General features: G+C 58.2%; 21 protein-coding genes. 7 read left to right on the top strand and 14 right to left on the bottom strand.

Features of this window, described 5'->3' with window-relative positions; genetic code table 11:
* Positions 1-15 precede the first annotated feature (15 nt).
* From hscB to trmJ, 6 genes are all read right to left on the bottom strand, one after another.
* Complete coding sequence (gene hscB, locus G5380_RS00560) at positions 16-534, bottom strand: co-chaperone HscB (protein WP_005351031.1); 519 nt, start codon at positions 532-534, stop codon at positions 16-18.
* A 236-nt stretch (positions 535-770) separates the two neighbouring features.
* Entirely contained in the window at positions 771-1094 is a 324-nt protein-coding gene (gene iscA / locus G5380_RS00555; protein WP_005333812.1) for an iron-sulfur cluster assembly protein IscA, read from the bottom strand.
* A gap of 15 nt (positions 1095-1109) precedes the next feature.
* A complete protein-coding gene (gene iscU, locus G5380_RS00550) occupies positions 1110-1493 on the bottom strand; it encodes a Fe-S cluster assembly scaffold IscU (protein WP_005333813.1) in 384 nt (127 codons plus the stop codon).
* Between the two features lie 41 nt (positions 1494-1534).
* A complete protein-coding gene (locus G5380_RS00545) occupies positions 1535-2749 on the bottom strand; it encodes an IscS subfamily cysteine desulfurase (RefSeq protein ID WP_013723838.1) in 1215 nt (404 codons plus the stop codon).
* Positions 2750-2802: 53 nt separating this feature from the next.
* Positions 2803-3306 (bottom strand): Fe-S cluster assembly transcriptional regulator IscR, encoded by a 504-nt coding sequence (iscR, locus tag G5380_RS00540; RefSeq protein WP_026035025.1) that lies wholly within the window; start codon positions 3304-3306, stop codon positions 2803-2805.
* 92 nt (positions 3307-3398) lie between these two features.
* The gene (trmJ, locus tag G5380_RS00535) at positions 3399-4121 is read right to left on the bottom strand and encodes a tRNA (cytosine(32)/uridine(32)-2'-O)-methyltransferase TrmJ (protein WP_100645606.1); all 723 of its coding nucleotides are present in this window, start codon (positions 4119-4121) and stop codon (positions 3399-3401) included.
* Positions 4122-4308: 187 nt separating this feature from the next.
* On the opposite strand from trmJ, the gene G5380_RS00530 reads away from it, so the two are divergent.
* Positions 4309-4725, top strand: coding sequence for a hypothetical protein (locus tag G5380_RS00530; RefSeq protein WP_005351023.1), 417 nt, complete (start codon positions 4309-4311; stop codon positions 4723-4725).
* Here G5380_RS00530 and ubiT read toward each other — a convergent pair.
* Positions 4678-5211, bottom strand: a complete 534-nt coding sequence (gene ubiT, locus G5380_RS00525; RefSeq protein ID WP_005344837.1) for a ubiquinone anaerobic biosynthesis accessory factor UbiT — start codon at positions 5209-5211, stop codon at positions 4678-4680. The genes G5380_RS00530 and ubiT overlap by 48 nt on opposite strands.
* A gap of 189 nt (positions 5212-5400) precedes the next feature.
* Here ubiT and ubiU point away from each other — a divergent pair, with 189 nt between their 5' ends.
* Positions 5401-6396: a ubiquinone anaerobic biosynthesis protein UbiU gene (ubiU, locus tag G5380_RS00520; RefSeq protein ID WP_421352191.1), complete on the top strand. Its 996-nt coding sequence runs from the start codon at positions 5401-5403 to the stop codon at positions 6394-6396.
* A gap of 11 nt (positions 6397-6407) precedes the next feature.
* Complete coding sequence (locus tag G5380_RS00515; protein ID WP_216978555.1) at positions 6408-7280, top strand: U32 family peptidase; 873 nt, start codon at positions 6408-6410, stop codon at positions 7278-7280.
* Positions 7281-7362: 82 nt separating this feature from the next.
* Here G5380_RS00515 and ppsA read toward each other — a convergent pair whose 3' ends face one another.
* The gene (gene ppsA, locus G5380_RS00510) at positions 7363-9735 is read right to left on the bottom strand and encodes a phosphoenolpyruvate synthase (protein WP_421352190.1); all 2373 of its coding nucleotides are present in this window, start codon (positions 9733-9735) and stop codon (positions 7363-7365) included.
* Between the two features lie 347 nt (positions 9736-10082).
* Between ppsA and ppsR the strand changes: the two genes are divergently transcribed.
* Positions 10083-10895, top strand: a complete 813-nt coding sequence (gene ppsR / locus G5380_RS00505) for a posphoenolpyruvate synthetase regulatory kinase/phosphorylase PpsR (protein ID WP_005344832.1) — start codon at positions 10083-10085, stop codon at positions 10893-10895.
* Positions 10896-11134: 239 nt separating this feature from the next.
* On the opposite strand, the gene G5380_RS00500 is transcribed toward ppsR, so the two are convergent.
* The gene (locus tag G5380_RS00500; RefSeq protein WP_235664760.1) at positions 11135-11431 is read right to left on the bottom strand and encodes a hypothetical protein; all 297 of its coding nucleotides are present in this window, start codon (positions 11429-11431) and stop codon (positions 11135-11137) included.
* Positions 11432-11817: 386 nt separating this feature from the next.
* Between G5380_RS00500 and G5380_RS00495 the strand changes: the two genes are divergently transcribed.
* Positions 11818-13200, top strand: a complete 1383-nt coding sequence (locus G5380_RS00495; protein WP_005333893.1) for an amino acid permease — start codon at positions 11818-11820, stop codon at positions 13198-13200.
* 99 nt (positions 13201-13299) lie between these two features.
* On the opposite strand, the gene G5380_RS00490 is transcribed toward G5380_RS00495, so the two are convergent.
* Positions 13300-13626: an ArsR/SmtB family transcription factor gene (locus tag G5380_RS00490; RefSeq protein WP_005344826.1), complete on the bottom strand. Its 327-nt coding sequence runs from the start codon at positions 13624-13626 to the stop codon at positions 13300-13302.
* Between the two features lie 106 nt (positions 13627-13732).
* Here G5380_RS00490 and G5380_RS00485 point away from each other — a divergent pair, with 106 nt between their 5' ends.
* Complete coding sequence (locus tag G5380_RS00485) at positions 13733-14803, top strand: permease (protein ID WP_421352189.1); 1071 nt, start codon at positions 13733-13735, stop codon at positions 14801-14803.
* A gap of 126 nt (positions 14804-14929) precedes the next feature.
* Here the strand turns inward: G5380_RS00485 and G5380_RS00480 are convergent, their stop codons facing one another.
* Both G5380_RS00480 and G5380_RS00475 read right to left on the bottom strand, forming a co-directional pair.
* Positions 14930-15211 (bottom strand): HAD family hydrolase, encoded by a 282-nt coding sequence (locus G5380_RS00480; protein ID WP_421352188.1) that lies wholly within the window; start codon positions 15209-15211, stop codon positions 14930-14932.
* Positions 15212-15385: 174 nt separating this feature from the next.
* A complete protein-coding gene (locus G5380_RS00475) occupies positions 15386-15628 on the bottom strand; it encodes an HAD family hydrolase (protein ID WP_216953957.1) in 243 nt (80 codons plus the stop codon).
* 204 nt (positions 15629-15832) lie between these two features.
* Between G5380_RS00475 and G5380_RS00470 the strand changes: the two genes are divergently transcribed.
* Positions 15833-17386: a methyl-accepting chemotaxis protein gene (locus G5380_RS00470; RefSeq protein WP_216953960.1), complete on the top strand. Its 1554-nt coding sequence runs from the start codon at positions 15833-15835 to the stop codon at positions 17384-17386.
* 91 nt (positions 17387-17477) lie between these two features.
* Here G5380_RS00470 and gcvP read toward each other — a convergent pair whose 3' ends face one another.
* Positions 17478-20354, bottom strand: coding sequence for an aminomethyl-transferring glycine dehydrogenase (gcvP, locus tag G5380_RS00465; protein WP_421352187.1), 2877 nt, complete (start codon positions 20352-20354; stop codon positions 17478-17480).
* A gap of 298 nt (positions 20355-20652) precedes the next feature.
* The gene (gene gcvH / locus G5380_RS00460) at positions 20653-21042 is read right to left on the bottom strand and encodes a glycine cleavage system protein GcvH (protein WP_005333898.1); all 390 of its coding nucleotides are present in this window, start codon (positions 21040-21042) and stop codon (positions 20653-20655) included.
* Positions 21043-21095: the final 53 nt, after the last annotated feature.

Here is a 21095-nt window from a genome sequence, read left to right as displayed (position 1 = left end):
TCCAGCGTTAAAGGATCAAGACTCGAGAAGCGAGTCTTCGAATCGTTCCAGCTCTTCGAGGAGCTTGTCGACAAACTTGAGTTTGCGAACGCAATCAGCGGCAACGAGATCTCTGCCGGCGGCAAGAGACTCGGTCAGCTGCTGCATCAACATCTGGTGATCATGCCTGATCTCGCTGCGAAAATCCTTGATGGCGCGCTCAGGGTCTGCGTCATCTTTCAGATCGGCCAGACGCTCGCGCCACTCCAGCTGCTGCATCAGAAACGCGGTATCTTGCAGAGTCTGCTGTTCACCACGGATATCGGTGCCACGCAGGGAGAGCAGATATTCGGCACGGCGCAGCGGCGCCTTGAGGGTGGTGAATGCTTCGTTGATCTGGGCGGCACGTTGCACCGCAGCCAGCTGCTCCCGTTCGGGGGCGGTGGCAAAACGATCAGGATGGAATTGGGTTTGCAGCTGGCGGTAGGTATCAGCCAACTGACGGGTATCGAGCTCGAAGCCTTCAACCAGCCCAAACAGCTCGAAATGATTCATGCAAACCTCTTGGAAACGTTCGCCACAACCTCACTCGCCCCTGGCAAATGAGATGTGGTTGAACGGGTCATGGGCGACCCGCTCAACCACAGACGAAGGATCATTGACGTCAAACATCTCAGACACTGAAGCTTTCGCCGCAACCACACTCGCCTTTGGCGCATGAGAAGGTATTGTTGAACTACGCATATCTGACCCGTTCAACAACAGACGAAAGATCATTCACGTCAAACATCTCAGACACTGAAGCTTTCGCCACAACCACACTCGCCTTTGGCATTGGGATTGTTGAACTGGAAGCCCTCGTTGAGGCCCTCCTTGACGAAATCCAGCTCGGTGCCATCCAGATGGATCAGGCTCTTGGCATCAACAATAATCTTGACGCCCTGCTGCTCGAACACCTGATCCTCATCGGTCAGTTCATCAACGAACTCAAGCACGTAGGCAAGACCGGAGCAGCCTGTGGTTTTGACGCCGAGGCGCAGGCCAATGCCCTTGCCCCGGTTAGCCAGAAAAGAGGAAACCCGTGCCGCGGCGGCATCTGTCATGGTAATAGCCATACTGCTCTCCGGCGCTTAGAGACCTTTCTTCTGCTTGTAATCGGCGATGGCGGCCTTGATGGCGTCCTCAGCCAGAATGGAGCAGTGGATCTTCACCGGTGGCAGGGCCAACTCTTCAGCGATATCTGTGTTCTTGATGCCAGCCGCTTCGTCCAGGGTCTTGCCCTTGACCCATTCGGTCACCAGGGAGCTGGAGGCGATGGCGGAACCGCAGCCGTAGGTCTTGAACTTGGCATCTTCGATGATGCCTTCGTCGCTGATCTTCAGTTGCAGCTTCATCACGTCGCCACAGGCGGGCGCACCGACCATGCCGGTTGCAACGCTGGGATCATTCTTGTCGAAACCACCGACGTTGCGAGGATTCTCGTAGTGGTCGATTACTTTTTCACTGTAAGCCATATCTCACTCCTGCTAATTCTGTTGCTCACTAACCAAATAGATCAGTGATGAGCCCATTCGACCGTGTTCAGATCGACGCCGTCTTTGTACATCTCCCACAGAGGGGACATCTCACGCAGACGACCGATGGAGTCACGAATAAGCTTGACCGCGTAGTCAATCTCTTCCTCGGTGGTGAAGCGACCCATGCTGAAACGGATGGAGCTGTGTGCCAGCTCGTCGTTCAGACCCAGTGCGCGCAGCACATAGGAAGGTTCCAGGCTGGCGGAGGTACAGGCCGAACCGGAAGAGACTGCCAAATCTTTCAGCGCCATGATGAGGGATTCCCCTTCCACATAGGCAAAGCTGACGTTGAGGTTGCCCGGAACACGTTGCTCCAGATCGCCATTGATGTAGACGGCTTCAATGTCCTTGATGCCATTCCACAGACGCTGGCGCAGTGCCAAGATACGCTCGCCTTCACTCACCATCTCTTCTTTGGCGATGCGGAAAGCTTCGCCCATCCCGACGATCTGGTGGGTCGGCAGAGTACCGGAACGCATGCCGCGCTCGTGGCCGCCACCGTGCATCTGGGCTTCCAGACGAACGCGGGGTTTGCGGCGAACAAACAGTGCACCGATCCCTTTCGGACCGTACACCTTGTGCGCTGAGACGGAGAGCAGGTCCACTTTCAGTGCTTCCACATCTACCGGGATCTTGCCCACACTCTGAACGGCATCCACGTGCAGCAGGATCTTGCGGGAACGGCACAACTCGCCGATGGCGGCAATGTTCTGAACCACGCCGATTTCGTTGTTCACATGCATGATGCTGACCAGGATGGTGTCATCACGCATGGCATTCTCGATCATCTCGATAGTGAACAGGCCGTTGGGCATCGGCTCAAGATAGGTCACCTCGAACCCTTCACGCTCCAGCTGGCGACAGGTATCGAGCACCGCCTTGTGTTCGGTCTTGGAGGTGATGATGTGCTTGCCCTTGCTGGCATAGAAGTGGGCAACACCCTTGATGGCCAGGTTATTGGATTCGGTAGCACCGGAAGTGAAGACGATCTCGCGGGGATCGGCACCGATCAGATCTGCCACTTGATTACGGGCCAGATCCACCGCCTCTTCGGCTTGCCAGCCAAAGCGGTGAGAACGGGAAGCCGGATTGCCGAACAGGCCATCCATGGTGAGACACTGCATCATTTTTTCTGCGACACGCGGGTCCACCGGACAGGTTGCCGAATAATCAAGGTAAATAGGCAGTTTCATGTTTTTCTCCGTCACAGTCCGGGTCATACAGAGTCCCGCTGTGGAAAGCACGTTTATAGTTGGACTTTCAAGCTCACATCGCCGTGTTCTGCCCGATCAACCAGGGACAACACGGTCTTCATTTGTTCATCTTGCTTGCCGGCAATCCGGCGCACATCGGCCTGGCGTACCAGCTCAGCCAGCGTGATATCCCCGAGGAAGCTGGAGATCCGCTCACTCAAATCACGCCACAGGGAGTGAGTCAGGCACTGGGTACCGCCGTGGCAACCGCCCTTGCCGAGACACTTGGTGGCATCGACCGACTCATCGACCGCGGTGATCACCTGACCAACCGAAATCTCGCCTGGGGCCAACCCGAGGCGATAACCACCACCCGGGCCACGCACGCTGCTCACCAGACCATGTTTGCGCAGGCGGGCAAAGAGCTGCTCGAGATAGGACAACGAGATGCCCTGGCGCTCGGAAATATCGGCAAGGGGGACGGGCCCCTGCTCTGCATGCAGCGCCACGTCGAGCATGGCGGTTACAGCGTAACGTCCTTTTGAAGTCAGTCTCATGTGCCTTACCGTCTTGCGAAGCAATTTAATGGGGCACATGGTCACATACCCGACCAAATCAGTCAAGTATATGGTTGAGTAAATCAGTCGGATTAATCCGGTACGCGCGCTTTCTGCACCGAGGTCAGAATACCGCGCAGAATGTTGAGCTCAGCCGCTTCCGGCCGAGCCCGATTGAACAGGCGACGCAGCTTGCTCATCACATGACCCGGATGGTCATCGGCAATAAAACCGGTCTTCATCAGGGTTTGTTCCAGGTGCTGATAAAACCCTTCCAGCTGGGCGGTACTCGGATAGGCCATCTCCTCTTCAGGCTCGGCGGCCTGCCCCAGCAGCCAGCGCATCCGCACTTCGTAACAGAGGGTCTGCACCGCCATGGCCAGATTGAGAGAGCTGTAATCAGGATTGGCCGGAATGGCCACGTGGTAGTGGCACTTTTGCAATTCGTCGTTGGTGAGACCGGTGCGCTCACGACCAAACACCAACGCAACCGGGTGCTGCATCCCCTCAACCACCGACTTTTCGCCGGCCTCACGGGGATCGAGCATGGGCCAGCTCAGGGTTCGCGAGCGGGCGCTGGTGCCAATCACCAGACCACAATCGGCAATTGCGTCGTCCAGCGTCGGGACGATACGGGCATTGGCAAGCACATCGCTGGCACCAGCCGCCAGGGCGAAGGCATTGTCATCCGGCAAGGCTTGCGGATCAACCAATACCAGCTGAGTCAAACCCATGGTCTTCATGGCTCGTGCCGCAGACCCCATGTTGCCGGTATGAGAGGTGTTTACCAAAACGATACGAATCTGATCCAACATGCCCAGTCAATCTTCAGTCAAAAATGGCGCGCAATTGTAACATAAGAGAACACAATGTTGGCACCGTAAAAGCCGAGCCATTTCAGAACAAAACTACCCGTTTGTATAACAAACCAGCATGAGGGAAGTGAGAGGGGGGGACTAAACTTGATGGATATCCGATAAACGGCACAGGAGACACCACGCCATGCTTCCTCCCTTTATCTATGAGAGATTGCCCAGCCTCTACCTGCTGGCAGCCATTGCCATTATTACGTTGAGTGAACAGCCCCTGCTCTGGTTTGCAGGCGCCTTGCTGTTTATCGCCGGAGCGGTGACCTGGATGATGCGCTCCAGCTACCGACGTACCGATCTGATTATCTTTCCGAGCAAACGCTGGCTACAGCCGGAGTGGCTGTATGAAGCGCAACCCTTTATCTGGCTGGCTGCGGGGCTGGCCATGTCACAGCTGCCCGCCCCTGCGGCACTCATCGCCTTGGTACCCTGTCTGTGGGCCTGTCGTTGCCTCTGGGCACGGCACCATTATCGTCGCCATGCCCATGGGGTGATTGTCCACTTAAGACGGGATCCCGCCCGGCGCCGTCTGCACCGGAGCCTGCGCTGACTCGGTGCGGGCGCGTTCGATAAACGTCGCCAGATCCATCAGGGGATACTTCATCAGGCTTGGCAAGCCATCGAGATCCAGACTGTCCATCAGGTTTTTCACCTCAAGGCCCAGTTCGGTATCCCCTTCTATCTTCAACTTGCGCTGGAAGAAGAGCGAATCCGGATCCTCTTTGCGACCGGCAATCAGGATCAGGTCGTTGGCGGTACCGCTGAAGCAGACATCGGCCTTGTCACACTCGCGAGCTACCACCAGCTGGCCATTCTGCTCACTGATAAACCAGCACAGCTCCAGATCAGAGACTTCGACTTTCAGCCACTTGTCTGCCAGAAACTCGAAATCACCATCTTCGATAGCCTCTTTGAAAACCCGGGCCAGCAAACTCTCCATCAGCTGCTTTTGCAGATTGAAGGGAACCAGCTTGAGGGGATGGCGCAAGAAGCGCGGAGCCTGTTCGACCAGGCGGCGTTGCAGTTGTTGAAACACGATAGACTCCCTTTTTTGCGCATTCAAACACAGGGAGAGTGGCAAGATCCTGTTGGAAATCAAACTTGTGCAGGGTTACCTCAAGAAGGGTAAAGCCACATAAAGCTGCCTCAGGTCAAAAAGCGGGAGTGCATGGCTGCATACAATCAGGGCTCGTTTGCCCTTCATATGCACTCTCGGAGCGTACCAATGGAATTACTCTGTCCGGCAGGCAGTTTGCCGGCACTGAAAACCGCCGTGGATAACGGGGCCGATGCCGTTTATATCGGTTTCAAGGATGACACCAATGCACGCCACTTTGCCGGTCTCAACTTTACCGACAGCAAACTGGAGAAGGCGGTAGATTATGTGCATCAACATGGTCGCAAGCTGCATATTGCCATCAATACCTTTGCCCATCCCGGGGCCGATACTCGATGGAAACAGGCGGTTGATCGCGGGGTGGCCCTCGGCGCCGATGCGTTAATCATCGCCGATCTCGCCGTGCTGGAATATGCCAGCCGCCACTACCCCAAGATGGAACTCCATGTCTCGGTGCAGGCCAGCGCCACCAATGCCGCCGCCATTCGCTTCTATCAGCAGCAATTCAATGTCACACGGGTGGTGCTGCCCCGGGTGCTCTCCATGCATCAGGTCAAGCAGCTGGCCCGCGAGACCGATGTTGGCCTTGAGGTATTCGCCTTTGGCAGCCTCTGCATCATGGCCGAGGGGCGCTGCTATCTCTCTTCCTACATGACTGGCGAGAGCCCCAACACCGTCGGCGCCTGCTCACCGGCCAAGTTCGTCCGTTGGGAAGAGACCCCGAATGGCCTCGAGTCGCGACTCAACGAAGTGCTGATCGACCGCTATGGCCCGGGCGAAAATGCTGGTTACCCGACCCTGTGCAAGGGGCGTTTCGACGTGGATGGCCAGACCTACCACGCGCTGGAAGAGCCCACCAGTCTCAACACTCTGGGTCTCTTGCCCGAGCTGTTCAAGACCGGGATCCAGTCGGTCAAGATTGAAGGGCGCCAACGCAGCCCTGCTTATGTGGAGCAAGTGACCCGAGTGTGGCGTGCAGCCATCGATACCTATCAGGCCAATCCCGAAGCCTATCAGGTCAAAGCTGAGTGGGATGCCCAGCTCGCACGCGTCTCCGAAGGTAGCCAGACTACCCTCGGCGCCTACCATCGTCAGTGGCAATAAGGAGTCCACCCATGCAATTTTCTCTCGGGCCCCTGCTCTTCTACTGGCCCAAGGCCGATACCGAAGCCTTTTACCATGCCGCCGCCGACAGTCAGGCCGACATCATCTATCTGGGGGAGACCGTTTGCAGCAAGCGGCGCGAACTCAAAGTCGATGACTGGATTGCACTGGCCCGTCAGGTGGCCAACTCCGGCAAGCAGGTGGTGCTCTCGACCCTCGCCCTTATCTCCGCCCCTTCCGAGCTCAAGGAGGTGAAGCGGCTGGTCGACAATGGCGATCTTATGGTCGAAGCCAACGATCTAGGTACGGTGCAACTCGCCAGGGAGGCAGGGATCCCCTTCGTCTGTGGTCCCGCCATCAACGCCTATAACGCCGATGTGCTGCGCATGTTGCTCAAACAGGGGATGAAACGCTGGGTCATGCCGGTGGAGCTCTCCCGTGACTGGCTGATCCAGCTCAATCAGGATCTGGGTCCCCTGCGCGACCAATTTGAGGTGGAGGTGTTTGCCTACGGCCATCTGCCGCTCGCCTATTCGGCGCGCTGCTTCACCGCCCGCTCCCTCGACAAGCCCAAGGACAACTGCGAGCTCGCCTGCATCAACTACCCCACCGGACGACTGGCCAACAGCCGCGAGGGGGAGCGGGTGTTCAATCTCAACGGGATCCAGACCCAGTCCGGCTACTGCTACAACCTGGGTAACGAGCTGGCTGGTATGGAAGGTCTGGTAGATGTGGTCAGGCTTTCGCCGCAAGGGATGGAGACGCTGGAGATGCTGGCCCGCTTCAAAGCCAACCGGCAGGGCCAGGCTCCCCTCTCCTTGCAGCAAGGAAGCGATTGCAACGGCTACTGGCGCCAGATCCCCGGTATGAGCCTGGTGGAATAAGCCCAAGGGCAAAACATAAGATAATAGCGATCAAAAGGGGGCCATTAGGCCCCCCTTTCTAATCACTCATGTCGATAGTGACTTACTTGGCGCCATGCTGCTCCGCCAGATAGAGCCAGGTATCGACCACTGTATCGGGGTTGAGCGACACCGAGTCAATCCCCTGCTCCACCAGCCAGGCGGCAAAGTCAGGGTGATCGGATGGCCCCTGACCGCAGATCCCCACGTACTTGCCCGCCTTGCGCGCGGCCTGAATCGCCATCGACAGCAGTGCCTTGACCGCCTCGTTGCGCTCGTCGAACAGGTGGGCAATCAGCCCCGAGTCCCGATCCAGCCCAAGGGTGAGCTGGGTCATGTCGTTGGAACCGATGGAGAAACCGTCCACGTGCTCGAGGAACTTGTCTGCCAACAGGGCATTGCTCGGGATCTCGCACATCATGATCACCTTGAGCCCCCGCTCGCCGCGGCGCAGACCGTTCTCGGCCAGGATGTCGATCACCTGCTCCGCCTCGCCCACGGTACGCACGAAGGGGATCATCACCTCGACGTTGGTCAACCCCATCACATCGCGTACCCGCTTGATCGCCTCGCACTCGAGGGCAAAGCAGGGGCGGAAGCTGTCGGCGATGTAGCGGGATGCGCCACGAAAACCGATCATCGGGTTCTCCTCGTGGGGCTCGTAGCCACGACCGCCCACCAGATTGGCGTACTCGTTGGACTTGAAGTCCGACATCCGCACGATCACCCGCTCCGGCCAGAAGGCGGCCCCCAGAGTGGCGATCCCCTCGGTCAGCTTGGCCACATAGAACTCCCGCGGGCTGTCGTAACCGGCGATCATCTTGCCGATGGTGGTCTGCAGCTCTGGGGTTTGCTGGTCAAACTCCAGCAGCGCCTTGGGGTGCACGCCGATCATCCGGTTGATGATGAATTCAAGGCGCGCCAGCCCAACCCCTGCATTGGGCAACTGGGCAAAGTCGAAAGCGCGGTCCGGGTTGCCGACGTTCATCATGATCTTGATGGGCAGGCGCGGCATATTGCCCACCTCGGTCACCGCCACATCGAAGTCCAGCTCGCCGTCATAGATAAAACCGGTATCCCCTTCCGCACAGGAGACGGTGATCCGCTGGCCCGGCTGAATATGGTCGGTGGCGTTGCCACAGCCGACCACCGCCGGAATGCCCAGCTCGCGAGCGATAATGGCGGCGTGACAGGTGCGGCCTCCCCGGTTGGTGACGATGGCGGAGGCCCGCTTCATGATGGGCTCCCAGTCCGGGTCGGTCATGTCGGTAACCAGCACGTCGCCGGGTTGCACTTCGTCCATCTGGCTGATGGAGGAGATGACCCGCGCCGGGCCCGCGCCAATCTTGTGACCGATAGCCCGCCCCTCGATCAGCACCTTGCCCGCTTGCTTGAGGGCAAAACGCTCGAGGGTGTTGGCCTCCTGGCGGCTGCGCACGGTTTCCGGGCGGGCCTGCACGATATAGAGCTGGCCATCCTGACCATCCTTGGCCCACTCGATGTCCATCGGGCGGCCATAGTGCTGCTCAATGATGAGGGCCTGTTTCGCCAGCGCCATCACCTCCTCATCGCTGATGCAGAAGCGGCTGCGCTCGGCCTCATTGGTGTCGACAATCTTCACCTGACGGCCATGACCGGCATCGTCAGAGTAGGTCATCTTGATAAGCTTGGAGCCGAGGGTCTTGCGTACCACCGCCGGGCGGCCCCCCTTGAGGGTCGGCTTGTGCACATAGAACTCGTCCGGGTTGACCGCGCCCTGCACCACCATCTCGCCAAGACCATGGGCGCCGGTGATAAAGACCACGTCGTTGAAACCGGACTCGGTATCCAGGGTAAACATGACGCCGGAGGCGGCGAGATCCGAGCGCACCATCCGCTGCACCCCGGCCGAGAGGGCAACACCCTTGTGGTCGTAGCCCTGATGCACCCGATAGGAGATGGCGCGATCGTTGAACAGAGAAGCAAACACATGCTTGATCGCCGTCATGACGGCATCGATGCCACGTACGTTGAGGAAGGTCTCCTGCTGGCCGGCAAAGGAGGCGTCCGGCATATCCTCGGCGGTGGCGGAGGAGCGCACCGCAAACGAGGCCTCGACACCGGCACTCAACTTTTCATAGGCAACCCGGATAGCCTGCTCCAGCTCGGGCTGGAACGGGGCTTCGATCACCCAATCGCGGATCTGCTGACCGGCCCGGTTGAGGGCGGCGATATCGTCCACGTCGAGATTGTCGAGCAGATGGTGGATCTTGCCGTTGAGGCCGCTTGACTCCAGAAACTCGTTAAACGCAAAGGCGGTGGTGGCAAAGCCCCCCGGCACGGATACGCCGGCGCCAGAGAGGTTGCTGATCATCTCGCCAAGGGATGCGTTCTTGCCGCCAACTCGTTCTACGTCCTGCATTCCGAGTTGTTCGTACCAGAGCACGTACTGTTGCACTTGGATGTCTCCAGGTTGGTGGGCACCGATGCCATAGCACCTCGTGCGCCCGATTTAATCGATGAGGTTATGGGTAAGTCAGGTGCGTTATTGTCTGTTTCTTTTGTTGCCAACGACCATGAAAACGTTTTCTACTTATTTTCAAAAAAATCCCCGAGCAAGAGTTGGGGATGGTCGAATGACCGGAACATTCTACAATGGCGACACAAAAAGATAACGATTCAGGTTTGCAAGCCACTTCACAACTTGGGCACAGCAGACCGGTTGACAAAACTGGTATGGTTTCGGGAGATACTTCTCACCCTTTACCCCATACGACCCTACCCGCGGTATCACAGGAGCCCTACGTGCACACCGTATTTTATGTTTCAGACGGAACCGCCATCACCGCCGAAGTGTTCGGCCACGCGGTACTGAGCCAGTTTCCGCTGGCCTTCGAGCAGATCACTATCCCCTTTGTGGAGACACTGGAGAAAGCCCGTCAGGTACGGATGCGGATCGACGAGCAGTTTCGCCAGACTGGGGTACGCCCCATTCTGTTTCACACCATCGTCGACCCGCTGGTACGGGAAGAGGTATTGAAATCGGAAGCGTGCGGCCACGACTTTCTCAATACCTTCGTCAGCCCGCTGGAGCAGGAGCTGGGGGTAAAAGCCGAGCCCCGCCTCCACCGCACCCACGGTATGGAGAATCGCAAGCTCTATGACGATCGCATCGAGGCGGTCAACTTTGCGCTGGCCAACGACGATGGCATCACCACCAAAGAGTACGATGAGGCGGACATCATCCTGATCGGGGTCTCCCGCTGCGGCAAGACCCCCACCAGCCTCTATCTGGCGCTGCAGTTCGGCATTCGTGCCGCCAACTACCCCTTTATCGAGCAGGACATGGGGATGCTGGAGCTGCCCGCCCCCCTCAAGGCCAACCGTCACAAGCTGTTTGGCCTCACCATAGCGCCGCAGCGGCTGCACGAGATCCGCAACCAGCGCCGTGCCAACAGCCGCTACTCCTCCATCGAACAGTGCGAGCAGGAGCTGGCCTGCGTGGAGCGACTGTTTCGCCAGGAGGCGATACGCTTCCTCGATACCAGCTCCCACTCGGTGGAGGAGATCAGCGCCAAGGTTCTCGAGGCGACCGGTCTGCGCCGCCAGCTCTGTTAAGCCAGCTTGACAGCTATCGGCATCAACAAAAGATAAAAATTACAGTGTCGCGGCGAAAGTCAGCTGTGGCGAACTGCGATTCACATAGATGACAGTGAAAAGCGTGGATAAAAAAGGGATAAGCACCACAAATGCTTATCCCTCTTCTTGTCGACCTTGGCGTTGTGCCCTTGTCACCTGCTGCCAGTTAGCCGCTATTCGATTCCGTTCTGCTGCGCTCGGCAAACACCCAGCGTTAACTAACGATTGAGCTCAGGGTTGTTCATCAACCGGGCATAGAAGGCCAGCAAACCGTGGCGCAGGCGAACCCGCTCCGCCAGCCAGCCGCCAACGAGCGCCCCCGTTACCCCACCCACCAGCAACAGCGACTGCCAGTAGTGCAGCAACTCCTGATCACCGAGTAACAGCCAACCCAGCAACATAATCGCGGCCACCAGCAACAACAGCGGACTGGCAGCAATCCCTAACCAGAGCGCCACCAGCACACCCCGGGCAACCCCTTGTTGCAGCACGCTTTCGCGCTCTCTGTACTCCAACTCCCTGCACTCTTTCCTGTACTCTCGCTTGTTTGGCATCATTTGCATCCATTTGTGACTTGGCACCAAAAAAGCACACCAACAAGACAAAATGTCAACAAAACAGAATTCGATTGCATAAACATCGACCAAAAACTACCAAGCAGCCTCTTCAAATCATGAAAAAGCTGCCTTTGGTACAAAATACGGCCATTAGAGATGGAAAACAGGTGCATTCATGGCGGATTATCACTATTCTGCTTCGGTTGCCAGCCAACACTAAAAATTGAAAACGGCATGTCGTAACGAAATAAATACAGCTTTCGTCAGGTTTTGGCTACGCACTGCGGCCTGCTCAGGATGAGCCCAACACCGACCAGAGACAACAGAGACGTAAGGACAGACCCATGGATTTGAAACAAGACGGTGAGGAGCTGAAACGCGGCCTTAAAAACCGCCACATTCAGTTGATTGCTTTGGGCGGCGCCATCGGCACCGGCCTCTTTCTGGGCATTGCCCAAACCATCAAGATGGCAGGTCCCTCAGTCCTGCTGGGTTATGCCATCGGCGGCTTTATCGCCTTCCTGATCATGCGCCAGCTCGGTGAAATGGTGGTGGAAGAGCCGGTAGCCGGCTCCTTCAGCCACTTTGCCTACAAATACTGGGGTGAGTTTGCCGGTTTCGCGTCCGGCTGGAACTACTGGGTGCTCTACGTGCTGGTGAGCATGGCCGAGCTGACCGCGGTGGGCATCTATGTCCAGTACTGGTGGCCCGAGATCCCGACCTGGATGTCGGCCGCCTTCTTCTTCGTGCTGATCAACGCCATCAACCTCTCCAACGTCAAAGCGTTTGGCGAAATGGAGTTCTGGTTCGCCATCATCAAGGTGGTCGCCATCATCGGCATGATTGGCTTTGGCGGCTATCTGCTCATCTCCGGTGCCGGCGGACCCGAGGCCAGCGTCACCAACCTGTGGGCACAAGGGGGCTTCTTCCCCAACGGCATCAGCGGTCTGGTGATGGCGATGGCGGTGATCATGTTCTCCTTCGGCGGTCTGGAGCTGGTGGGCATTACCGCCGCCGAAGCGGACAACCCCGAGAAGAGCATTCCCAAGGCCACCAATCAGGTGATCTACCGCATCCTCATCTTCTACATCGGTGCTCTGGCTATCCTGATGTCCCTCTATCCCTGGGGTAAAGTGGTGGAAGGCGGTAGCCCGTTCGTGATGATCTTTCATGCACTGGACAGCAATCTGGTCGCCACCGTACTCAACATCGTGGTGCTGACGGCGGCACTGTCGGTCTACAACAGCTGCGTCTACTGCAACAGCCGTATGCTGTTCGGGCTGGCCAAACAGGGCAACGGCCCGAAAGCCCTGCTCAAGACCAACAAGAGCGGCGTGCCACTGGTTGCCCTCTCGGTCTCAGCCATCGCCACCCTGCTCTGCGTGCTGATCAACTACCTGATGCCGGGCAAGGCGTTCGGCCTGCTGATGGCGCTGGTGGTCTCCGCACTGGTAATCAACTGGGCGATGATCAGCCTCGCGCACCTCAAGTTCCGCAAGGCCAAGGTCGCAGAAGGCGTCCAGCCCAAGTTCAAGGCGTTCTGGTACCCCTTCGGCAACTATCTCTGCCTCGCGTTCATGGCCGGTATTCTGGTGATCATGTATATGACCCCGGATTTCCGCATCTCGGTCGAACTGATCCCCGCCTGGCTGGTGGTACTGGGTATTGGCTTTGTCATCAAGCGCAAGGGACAAGCTCAAAGCAAGGTTGCAGCCAATCTGGGTTAATACCCGCAGCTGAGAAGAACAATGCAAAACGCCGATCGGATGATCGGCGTTTTTTATTGCGCGCAGCGCAACTGACCGCACGACTAGCAGTCATAGCCCTCAGGAAGGCAGCTCTTGCCTTTGATCTTGCCGATGCTCCGGGCTGTTGACGCAACACTCATCGCGGAAAAAGGCGATGATCTCCTCCAACACCGCGTATTGAGAGACGCAAAGCAGGGTGCGACTCTCCCGGTTTTGCTTCACCAGCCCCACCGAGACCAGCGCCGCAATATGGTGGCTGAGGGTGGAAGCGGGGATCGCCAGCTGCTTTTGCAGCTCCCCCACCGGCAGCCCCTGCTCTCCCGCCTTGACCAGATGCTTGAAGATAAACAGCCGGGTCGGATGACCCAGCTCTTTCAATGCCTTGGCGACCTCTTCCAGTTGCATCTCTGCGCCCTCCACGAATTTGATATTTCTATAATACCAGAAATATCTTGACCGGCCATTCATTTCGATTATTTTGGAAATATAGAAACCAAGTGAGGATACGACAATGAATGAGTGGTTAACCATGCTGACCGATGCAGCCCAGATGTTCCTGTTTCTGGCTGTCGAGCTGTCGGTGCTGTTTCTGGTCATTAGCGCCGGGGTCAGTCTGATCCGTCAGAAGATCCCCGACGAGAAGATCCAGCGGATGCTGGAGGCGCGCCATGGCAAGGGCTATCTGCTCTCAGCCCTGCTCGGCGCCGTCACCCCCTTTTGCAGCTGCTCCACCATCCCCATGCTGAGAGGACTACTCTCGGCCAAGGCTGGCTTTGGCCCCACCCTCACCTTCCTGTTTATTTCGCCCCTGCTGAACCCCATCATCGTCGGCTTGATGTGGGCCACCTTCGGCTGGAAAGTGACCCTGCTCTACGCCGTGATCGCCGCCAGCGTCTCCGTCATGGCGAGCATGCTGCTCGACAGATTGGGGTTCGAGCGCCATGTCATCGACCCCAAAGAGGCCACCCCCTCTTGCGGTAGCGGCTGTGGCCCGGCGACCCGCACCACCACTCAAGCACATTGCAGTGACAACCAACGCGGCGCCATTCGCGCAATCAAACCCCTCAACGGGGCAGCGTGCTGCCCGGCACCTCAACCAGAGATGGCAGAACAGGCCACCCTCTCCTGCTGCGGCGATGGCACGGCAACCCTTACCCGTGCACCACAGCTCCCCACCGCCTGGGTCAAAGCTCGCCTCGATGCCTGGCAGCAGTTCAAAGCGGTATTGCCCTTCCTGCTGCTGGGGGTGCTTATCGGCTCATTTATCTATGGCTTTATTCCGGCCGAGTGGATCGCCGCCCATGCTGGCGCCGACAACCCGCTGGCCATCCCCTTCAGCGCCATCGTCGGGATCCCGCTCTACATCCGTGCCGAGGCCGTGATCCCGCTGGCGTCGGTACTACTGGGCAAAGGGATGGGAATGGGCGCAGTCATGGCGCTGATCATCGGCAGTGCCGGTGCCAGTCTGACCGAGGTGATCCTGCTCAAATCGATGTTCAGAACTCCGATGATTGCGGCCTTCCTTACCGTGATCCTCGGCATGGCGATCCTGATGGGCTACCTGATGCAACTGCTGTTTTAAGTCGCCCATCATTAAACAGACAGGGTGTTAAGCCAGCTGAGTGTGAAACCATCAGGCTTCCCATAGACAAAACGCCGATCAACTGATCGGCGTTTGTCTATTCCGTACGGCAATCTGCAACCGGCGTTACAGATATTGCCCGACGATGGGGAGCAGATCCTCGACGTCACGGGCGATATGGTCGGGTTGGTGTTCCCAGCGCTCCGGGGTCGCGCGGCTATAGGCGACAGCCACCGAGATCACACGGCTCTGCTCGCCAAGCGCCCCTTGCAAATGACGGGCAAACTGCACATCCGCTTCATGATCACCGATATAGATGAGCGACGGACACCTGGCTGGGCCGAAGATAGACTCCAGACGTTTGAGGCCGCCGAAAGGGTGTTTTTTGCTACTGTGCGGGCACGTCATCGTAGCCAGCCACGGCCTTGAACTGGCTGTTCACACCATGCAGTTCAAGCACCCGGAGAAGGGTTTTTAGGCGTTTTTCGAACAAATGCCATGGGAAATGGCAGAGAAATGGTCAATCACCACCTCCAGCTCCTAAAAAATGCACCTAAGTCCCTGTCTCTCCTGATGTTTGGCTCACAGACTGCCAGCCTGCACCATCTCGTCCCGCGACAAACCGTAGTAATCCCTATAGAGATCCTGCCAGTTCTTGGCGGCGTGATTGGCATGGTGATACTCCGCTTCGCTGCGCAGATAACGAGGTAACTGATCGCCGGTCAGATGGGGGGCGACTTCAGCCAGGATCTGCTTGGCGATATCGATATTCTGCGGCACCGAATTGACCAGGGTGCCGTCATAATTCCATAAAATCGCCCCCAACTTAATTGCCTTACCTGTATCGCTGCGTGGCTATAAGTCATGCGATGTTACTTGGCTTGCGTCCCCCGCCAAACCGTTGCGATGGAAGATGTGTAGATGCCCCTGCTAGGCGCAGAACAGTTAATGAGCAACAACACAATAAAATGAGCAGCCTCTGCCATACTCAGACGATGCATTCCGTTATGGTAAAACCGGAGCCTGATCATGGTAACCAACACACCTCACACTACAGATACCGAAGTTGAATTTACCGACAACGTCCAGTTGGTATCGACCACCGATCTCAAAGGGGACATCACCTACGCCAATCCGGCGTTTTGTCAGGTGGCAGGCTATAGCCTTGAAGAGATGCTGGGACAACATCACAACCTGGTACGCCACCCAGACATGCCCAAGGCGGCATTCGCCGATCTCTGGGCCCATCTAAAAGCGGGCAAGCCGTGGCGGGGCATAGTCAAAAACCGCTGCAAGGATGGTAGCTATTACTGGGTTGATGCCTATGTCACCCCGATCTATGAAGATGGCAAGATGGTGGGTTACCAATCCGTTCGTTGCCGACCCTCCGCAGAGCACAAAGCGCGTGCCAACAAGATGTACAAAACCCTTAAGGCACGCGAAACCGGCTCCGCCATTCACATGGGGCAGCGCCTGCTCACTCCGGCCATCATGACCATACCCCTGCTGCTGCTCAGCGTGATCAGCGCGCTCTGGCTGCTCACACCACTGCAGGCGCTCTGGATCATCATTCCCCTATTGGCCACCCTCTGGTTCAACCGTAATGCGCTCTTCCTCACACCGCGATTCTTGCAACAGCTTGAGCAGGACTACGACAGCATCAGCCGCCTGATCTTCTCGGGGGATGCCCCCCACAGCATTGCCGATTTCCATATCAAGCTCTGGCAAGCCAGAATCCGTACCGTGCTGGGAAGAGTCGATGACACCACACTCTCGCTCAATGCCATGGCCAACAATTTGAGTGGTTCGGCCGCACTGGCCAGCAGGGATATCTCCTCACAGGATATGCAAATTCAGCAAGTCGCCACCGCAGTTACCCAGATGGCATCAGCTGCCGAAGAGATCAGCCGCAATATTCAGGACAGCAACCAGCAGATAGAAGAGGCGCGCAACCATTGCATCACCACCAGCAATCAGCTTTCCGATGCGGGAGAAGAGATGTCGGCACTGGCTACCCAGGCAGAGCAGGCCTTCCAGTCAGCCGTCGAGCTGGCAAGCGAGTCCGAACGGATCGGCAGCATCATGAGTGAAATTCGCGGGATTGCGGATCAAACCAACCTGCTGGCACTCAATGCCTCCATTGAAGCAGCGCGGGCGGGCGATCAGGGACGCGGCTTTGCAGTGGTGGCTGACGAGGTACGCAGCCTGTCGACCAGAACCCATAGAGCAACAGAGCAGATCCAGAGCAGCATTGGTCATATCCAGCAAACCCTCGGGGGATGGAAAGAGATGATGCATCTCAATGTGACCAGAACCAATGATTGCCTCGCAACCACTCGGGCAAGCACCGGCAACCTGAATCAGGTCGTGATCGAAATAGACAAGGTCTCTGATTTTTCCAATCAAGTTTCCGCTGCAGCGACCCAGCAGCAAGCGGTGATCGAGGAGATCTGTCGTAATATCAATCAGATATCCTCACTTTCTCACGATAACAGCCTCAAAATCGATCAGGTCAGTAAAACCAGTGCCAACTTGCAGAGCAAAGCGAGCCAGCTCAAGGACCTAAGCCGGACATTCGGATAGCAGCATGCAGATAAAGTCCATGTAAACGAAGGGCCACCCGTCTGGGTGGCCCTGTTGTTTATACGGCTTAACTGTTGCTCCTGGACGCCACTTACTTGGCGTAATCCTCAGTCGGGATACAGGAGCAGAACAGGTTGCGATCCCCGTAGACATCGTCGATGCGGTTCACAGAGGGCCACAGCTTGCTGGCGCGCACGGCGTCGGACGGGAAGACCGCCTCGGCGCGGCTGTAGCCACGGGACCACTCTGCATCCATCACGTCGTCCTGGGTGTGCGGCGCATGGACCAGCGGGTTGTCGGTGAGGCTCCAGTGGCCGTCCTGCACCTTGGCGATCTCGGCACGGATGGCGGTCATCGCCTCCACGAAGCGGTCCAGCTCGCGCTTGGATTCCGATTCGGTCGGCTCGACCATCAGGGTACCCGCTACCGGGAAGCTCATGGTCGGCGCGTGGAAGCCGTAGTCCATCAGCCGCTTGGCCACGTCCATCTCGCTGATGCCGGAAGCTTCTTTGAGCGGGCGGATATCCAGGATGCACTCGTGGGCCACCCGACCGTTGCGCCCGGAGTAGAGCACGGGGAAGGATTCACCCAGCTTCTTGGCCAGGTAGTTGGCGTTGAGGATGGCCACCTGGGTGGATTTCTTCAGCCCCTCGTCGCCCAGCATGGCGATATACATCCAGCTGATGGGCAGGATGCTGGCCGAGCCAAACGGTGCCGCCGACACGGCGCCGTTGTTGCGGCTCTCCTTGTCGGTCTTGACCACGGCGTGACCGGCTACGAACGGTGCCAGGTGTTTCTTCACGCCGATGGGGCCCATGCCCGGGCCGCCACCGCCGTGAGGAATGGCGAAGGTCTTGTGCAGGTTGAGGTGCGACACATCCGCCCCGATAAAGCCCGGCGCCGTCAGCCCGACTTGCGCATTCATGTTGGCGCCGTCCAGATAGACCTGACCACCGTGCTGGTGAACGATGTCGCACACCTCCTTGATGGTCTCCTCGTACACCCCGTGGGTGGAGGGATAGGTCACCATCAGACAGGAGAGCTGATCCCCCGCCTCGGCCGCCTTGGCGCGCAGGTCGTCGAGCTCCACGTTGCCGGACTTGTCACAGGCGGTGACGATCACCTTGAGCCCCGCCATCTGGGCAGAGGCGGGGTTGGTACCGTGGGCAGAAGCTGGGATCAGGCAGATGTCGCGATGCCCTTCACCACGGGACTCGTGGTACTTCTTGATGGCGAGCAGACCCGCGTACTCGCCCTGGGCACCTGAGTTGGGCTGCATGCAGACCGCATCGTAACCGGTCACCTTCACCAGCCAGTTTTCGAGGTCGGCCAGCAGCAGTTGGTAGCCCTTGGCCTGTGCCAGCGGGGCGAACGGGTGCAACTTGCCGAACTCGGGCCAGGTCACCGGGATCATCTCGGCGGTGGCGTTGAGCTTCATGGTGCAGGAGCCCAAGGAGATCATGGCGTAGTTGAGCGCCAGATCCTTGGCTTCGAGACGGTGGATATAACGCAGCATCTCGGTTTCGGAGTGGTACTTGTTGAACACCTCGTGGGTCAGCACGGCATCGGTGCGCAGCAGATCCTGCGGGATGGCGTGATGGGTCTGAGCCGCCTTGTCGAGGGCCTCGATATCCAGTCCATGGCCTTGACCGAGGAAGAGATCGAACAGCTCGGCCACATCAGCGCGGGTGGTGGTTTCAGACAGCGACACACCTACCGCACCATCTAGGTCTGCACGCAGGTTGATGCCGAGCCCCTCGGCCTTGGCAATCAGCGCGGCCTTGTCAGCAGTTTGCACGGTCAGGGTATCAAACCAGCTGGCATGCTTGAGGGACACGCCCTTGGCCTTGAGGCCGAGCGCCAGAATGGTGGTGAGACGGTGCACGCGGGAGGCGATGGTTTTCAGCCCTACCGGGCCGTGGTAGACGGCGTAGAAGCTCGCCATGTTGGCCAGCAGCACCTGAGCGGTACAGATGTTGGAATTCGCTTTCTCGCGGCGGATGTGCTGCTCGCGGGTCTGCATCGCCATGCGCAGCGCGGCCTTGCCACGGGCATCCTTGGAGACACCGATGATGCGGCCCGGCATGGAACGTTTGTAGGCATCGCGGGTGGCGAAGAAGGCGGCGTGGGGGCCACCGTAACCCATGGGCACACCAAAGCGCTGGGCGGAGCCCAACACCACGTCGGCGCCCAGCTCGCCCGGGGATTTGAGCAGCAGCAGGGAGAGCAAGTCGGCGCTGACGCAAGCCAGCCCTTTCTGGGCCTGTACCGCGGCAATCAGGGCGCGCAGATCTTTCACTTCACCGGTGGTGGTGGGGTACTGGAACAGGGCACCGAACACCTCTTCGCTCACTGCATCGCTCGCGGCGCCAACCGCCACGTCGAAACCAAAGTGAACCGCACGCTCCTTGACCACGTCGATCACCTGCGGGTGCACATCATCGGCCACGAAGAAGAGGTTGGATTTGGACTTGGCCATCCGCTTGGCCAGCGCCATCGCCTCGGCAGCGGCAGTCGCTTCATCCAGCAGGGAGGCGCTTGCCAGATCCATGCCGGTCAGATCCAGCGTCAGCTGCTGGAAGTTGAGCAGGGCTTCGAGACGGCCCTGTGCCAGCTCGGGCTGATAGGGAGTGTAGGCGGTATACCAACCCGGATTTTCCAGCACATTGCGCAAAATGACGTGGGGCACATGGGTATCGTGATAACCCATGCCGATGTAGCTCTTGGCAATCTTGTTCTGAGCGGCATAGCCCTTGAGCTTGGCCAGCGCCTCCACTTCGGTCATGCCGGCACCGATCCCCAGCGGACCCGGCAGGCGAATGGCGGCGGGCACGGTCTGTTCAATCAAATCGTCCAGGCTTTCGGCCCCAACGGTCGCCAGCAGCTGGCGCAGCTCTTCCTCGCCCGGGCCGATATGGCGGCGGACAAAATCGGTTTTTTGCTCGAGTTCAAACAGTGACTGGGTCATTTCCCTATTTCCTGATAAATAAGTCCTGGCATGACATCCTGATAACCAAGACCTGATGTTCCTGATCGTCGGTTGATACCGACTCCACTCATGTTCTGGGTCCCGCAGACAGGGTGCGGCACCGGATGCTGCGGCAGCATCAAGAGGGGATCGCCTTGTTGCGAACCGGCCCGTTTGCCCTGGCAAAAGCAGGCAAGCAAACGGCAGGCGCGGACGATTTCACCCTTCCACCGGCCGGCGCTTGCCCGGCTAGCGGTCATACAAAGGGGCCCTGCTGTGTTGGCAGGGCCCGGGGGCATTACTCTTCGTCCACCACGTTCTGGTAGCCTTCGGCATCCAGCAGGTTGGCCAGCTCGCTCTCGTCATCGAGCTTGATGCGGAACAGCCAGCCAGCGCTGTAGGGGTCGGAGTTGACCAGCTCGGGGCTCCCTTCCAGCTCTTCGTTGACGGCGATGATCTCACCGCTCACCGGGCTGTAGATATCGGAGGCCGCCTTGACCGACTCGGCCACGGCGCAGTCGTCACCGGCACTGACCTGCTTGCCCACTTCCGGCAGCTCGACAAACACCATGTCACCCAGCAGCTCCTGGGCGTGCTCGGTGATACCGACCACGGCCTCGCCGTTGGCTTCAACACGGATCCACTCGTGGGAAGTGGCATATTTCAGTTCGCTCGGGATATGGCTCATTTGTGCTTCCTTTGATCTTTGAGTCGCGTTTAAAAACGAATATGAAAAGGGAT

The organism is Aeromonas sp. 604443 (assembly GCF_049170315.1).
Taxonomy (GTDB): Bacteria; Pseudomonadota; Gammaproteobacteria; order Enterobacterales; family Aeromonadaceae; genus Aeromonas; species Aeromonas veronii_A.
This window is presented reverse-complemented; position numbering and strand designations above follow the sequence as displayed.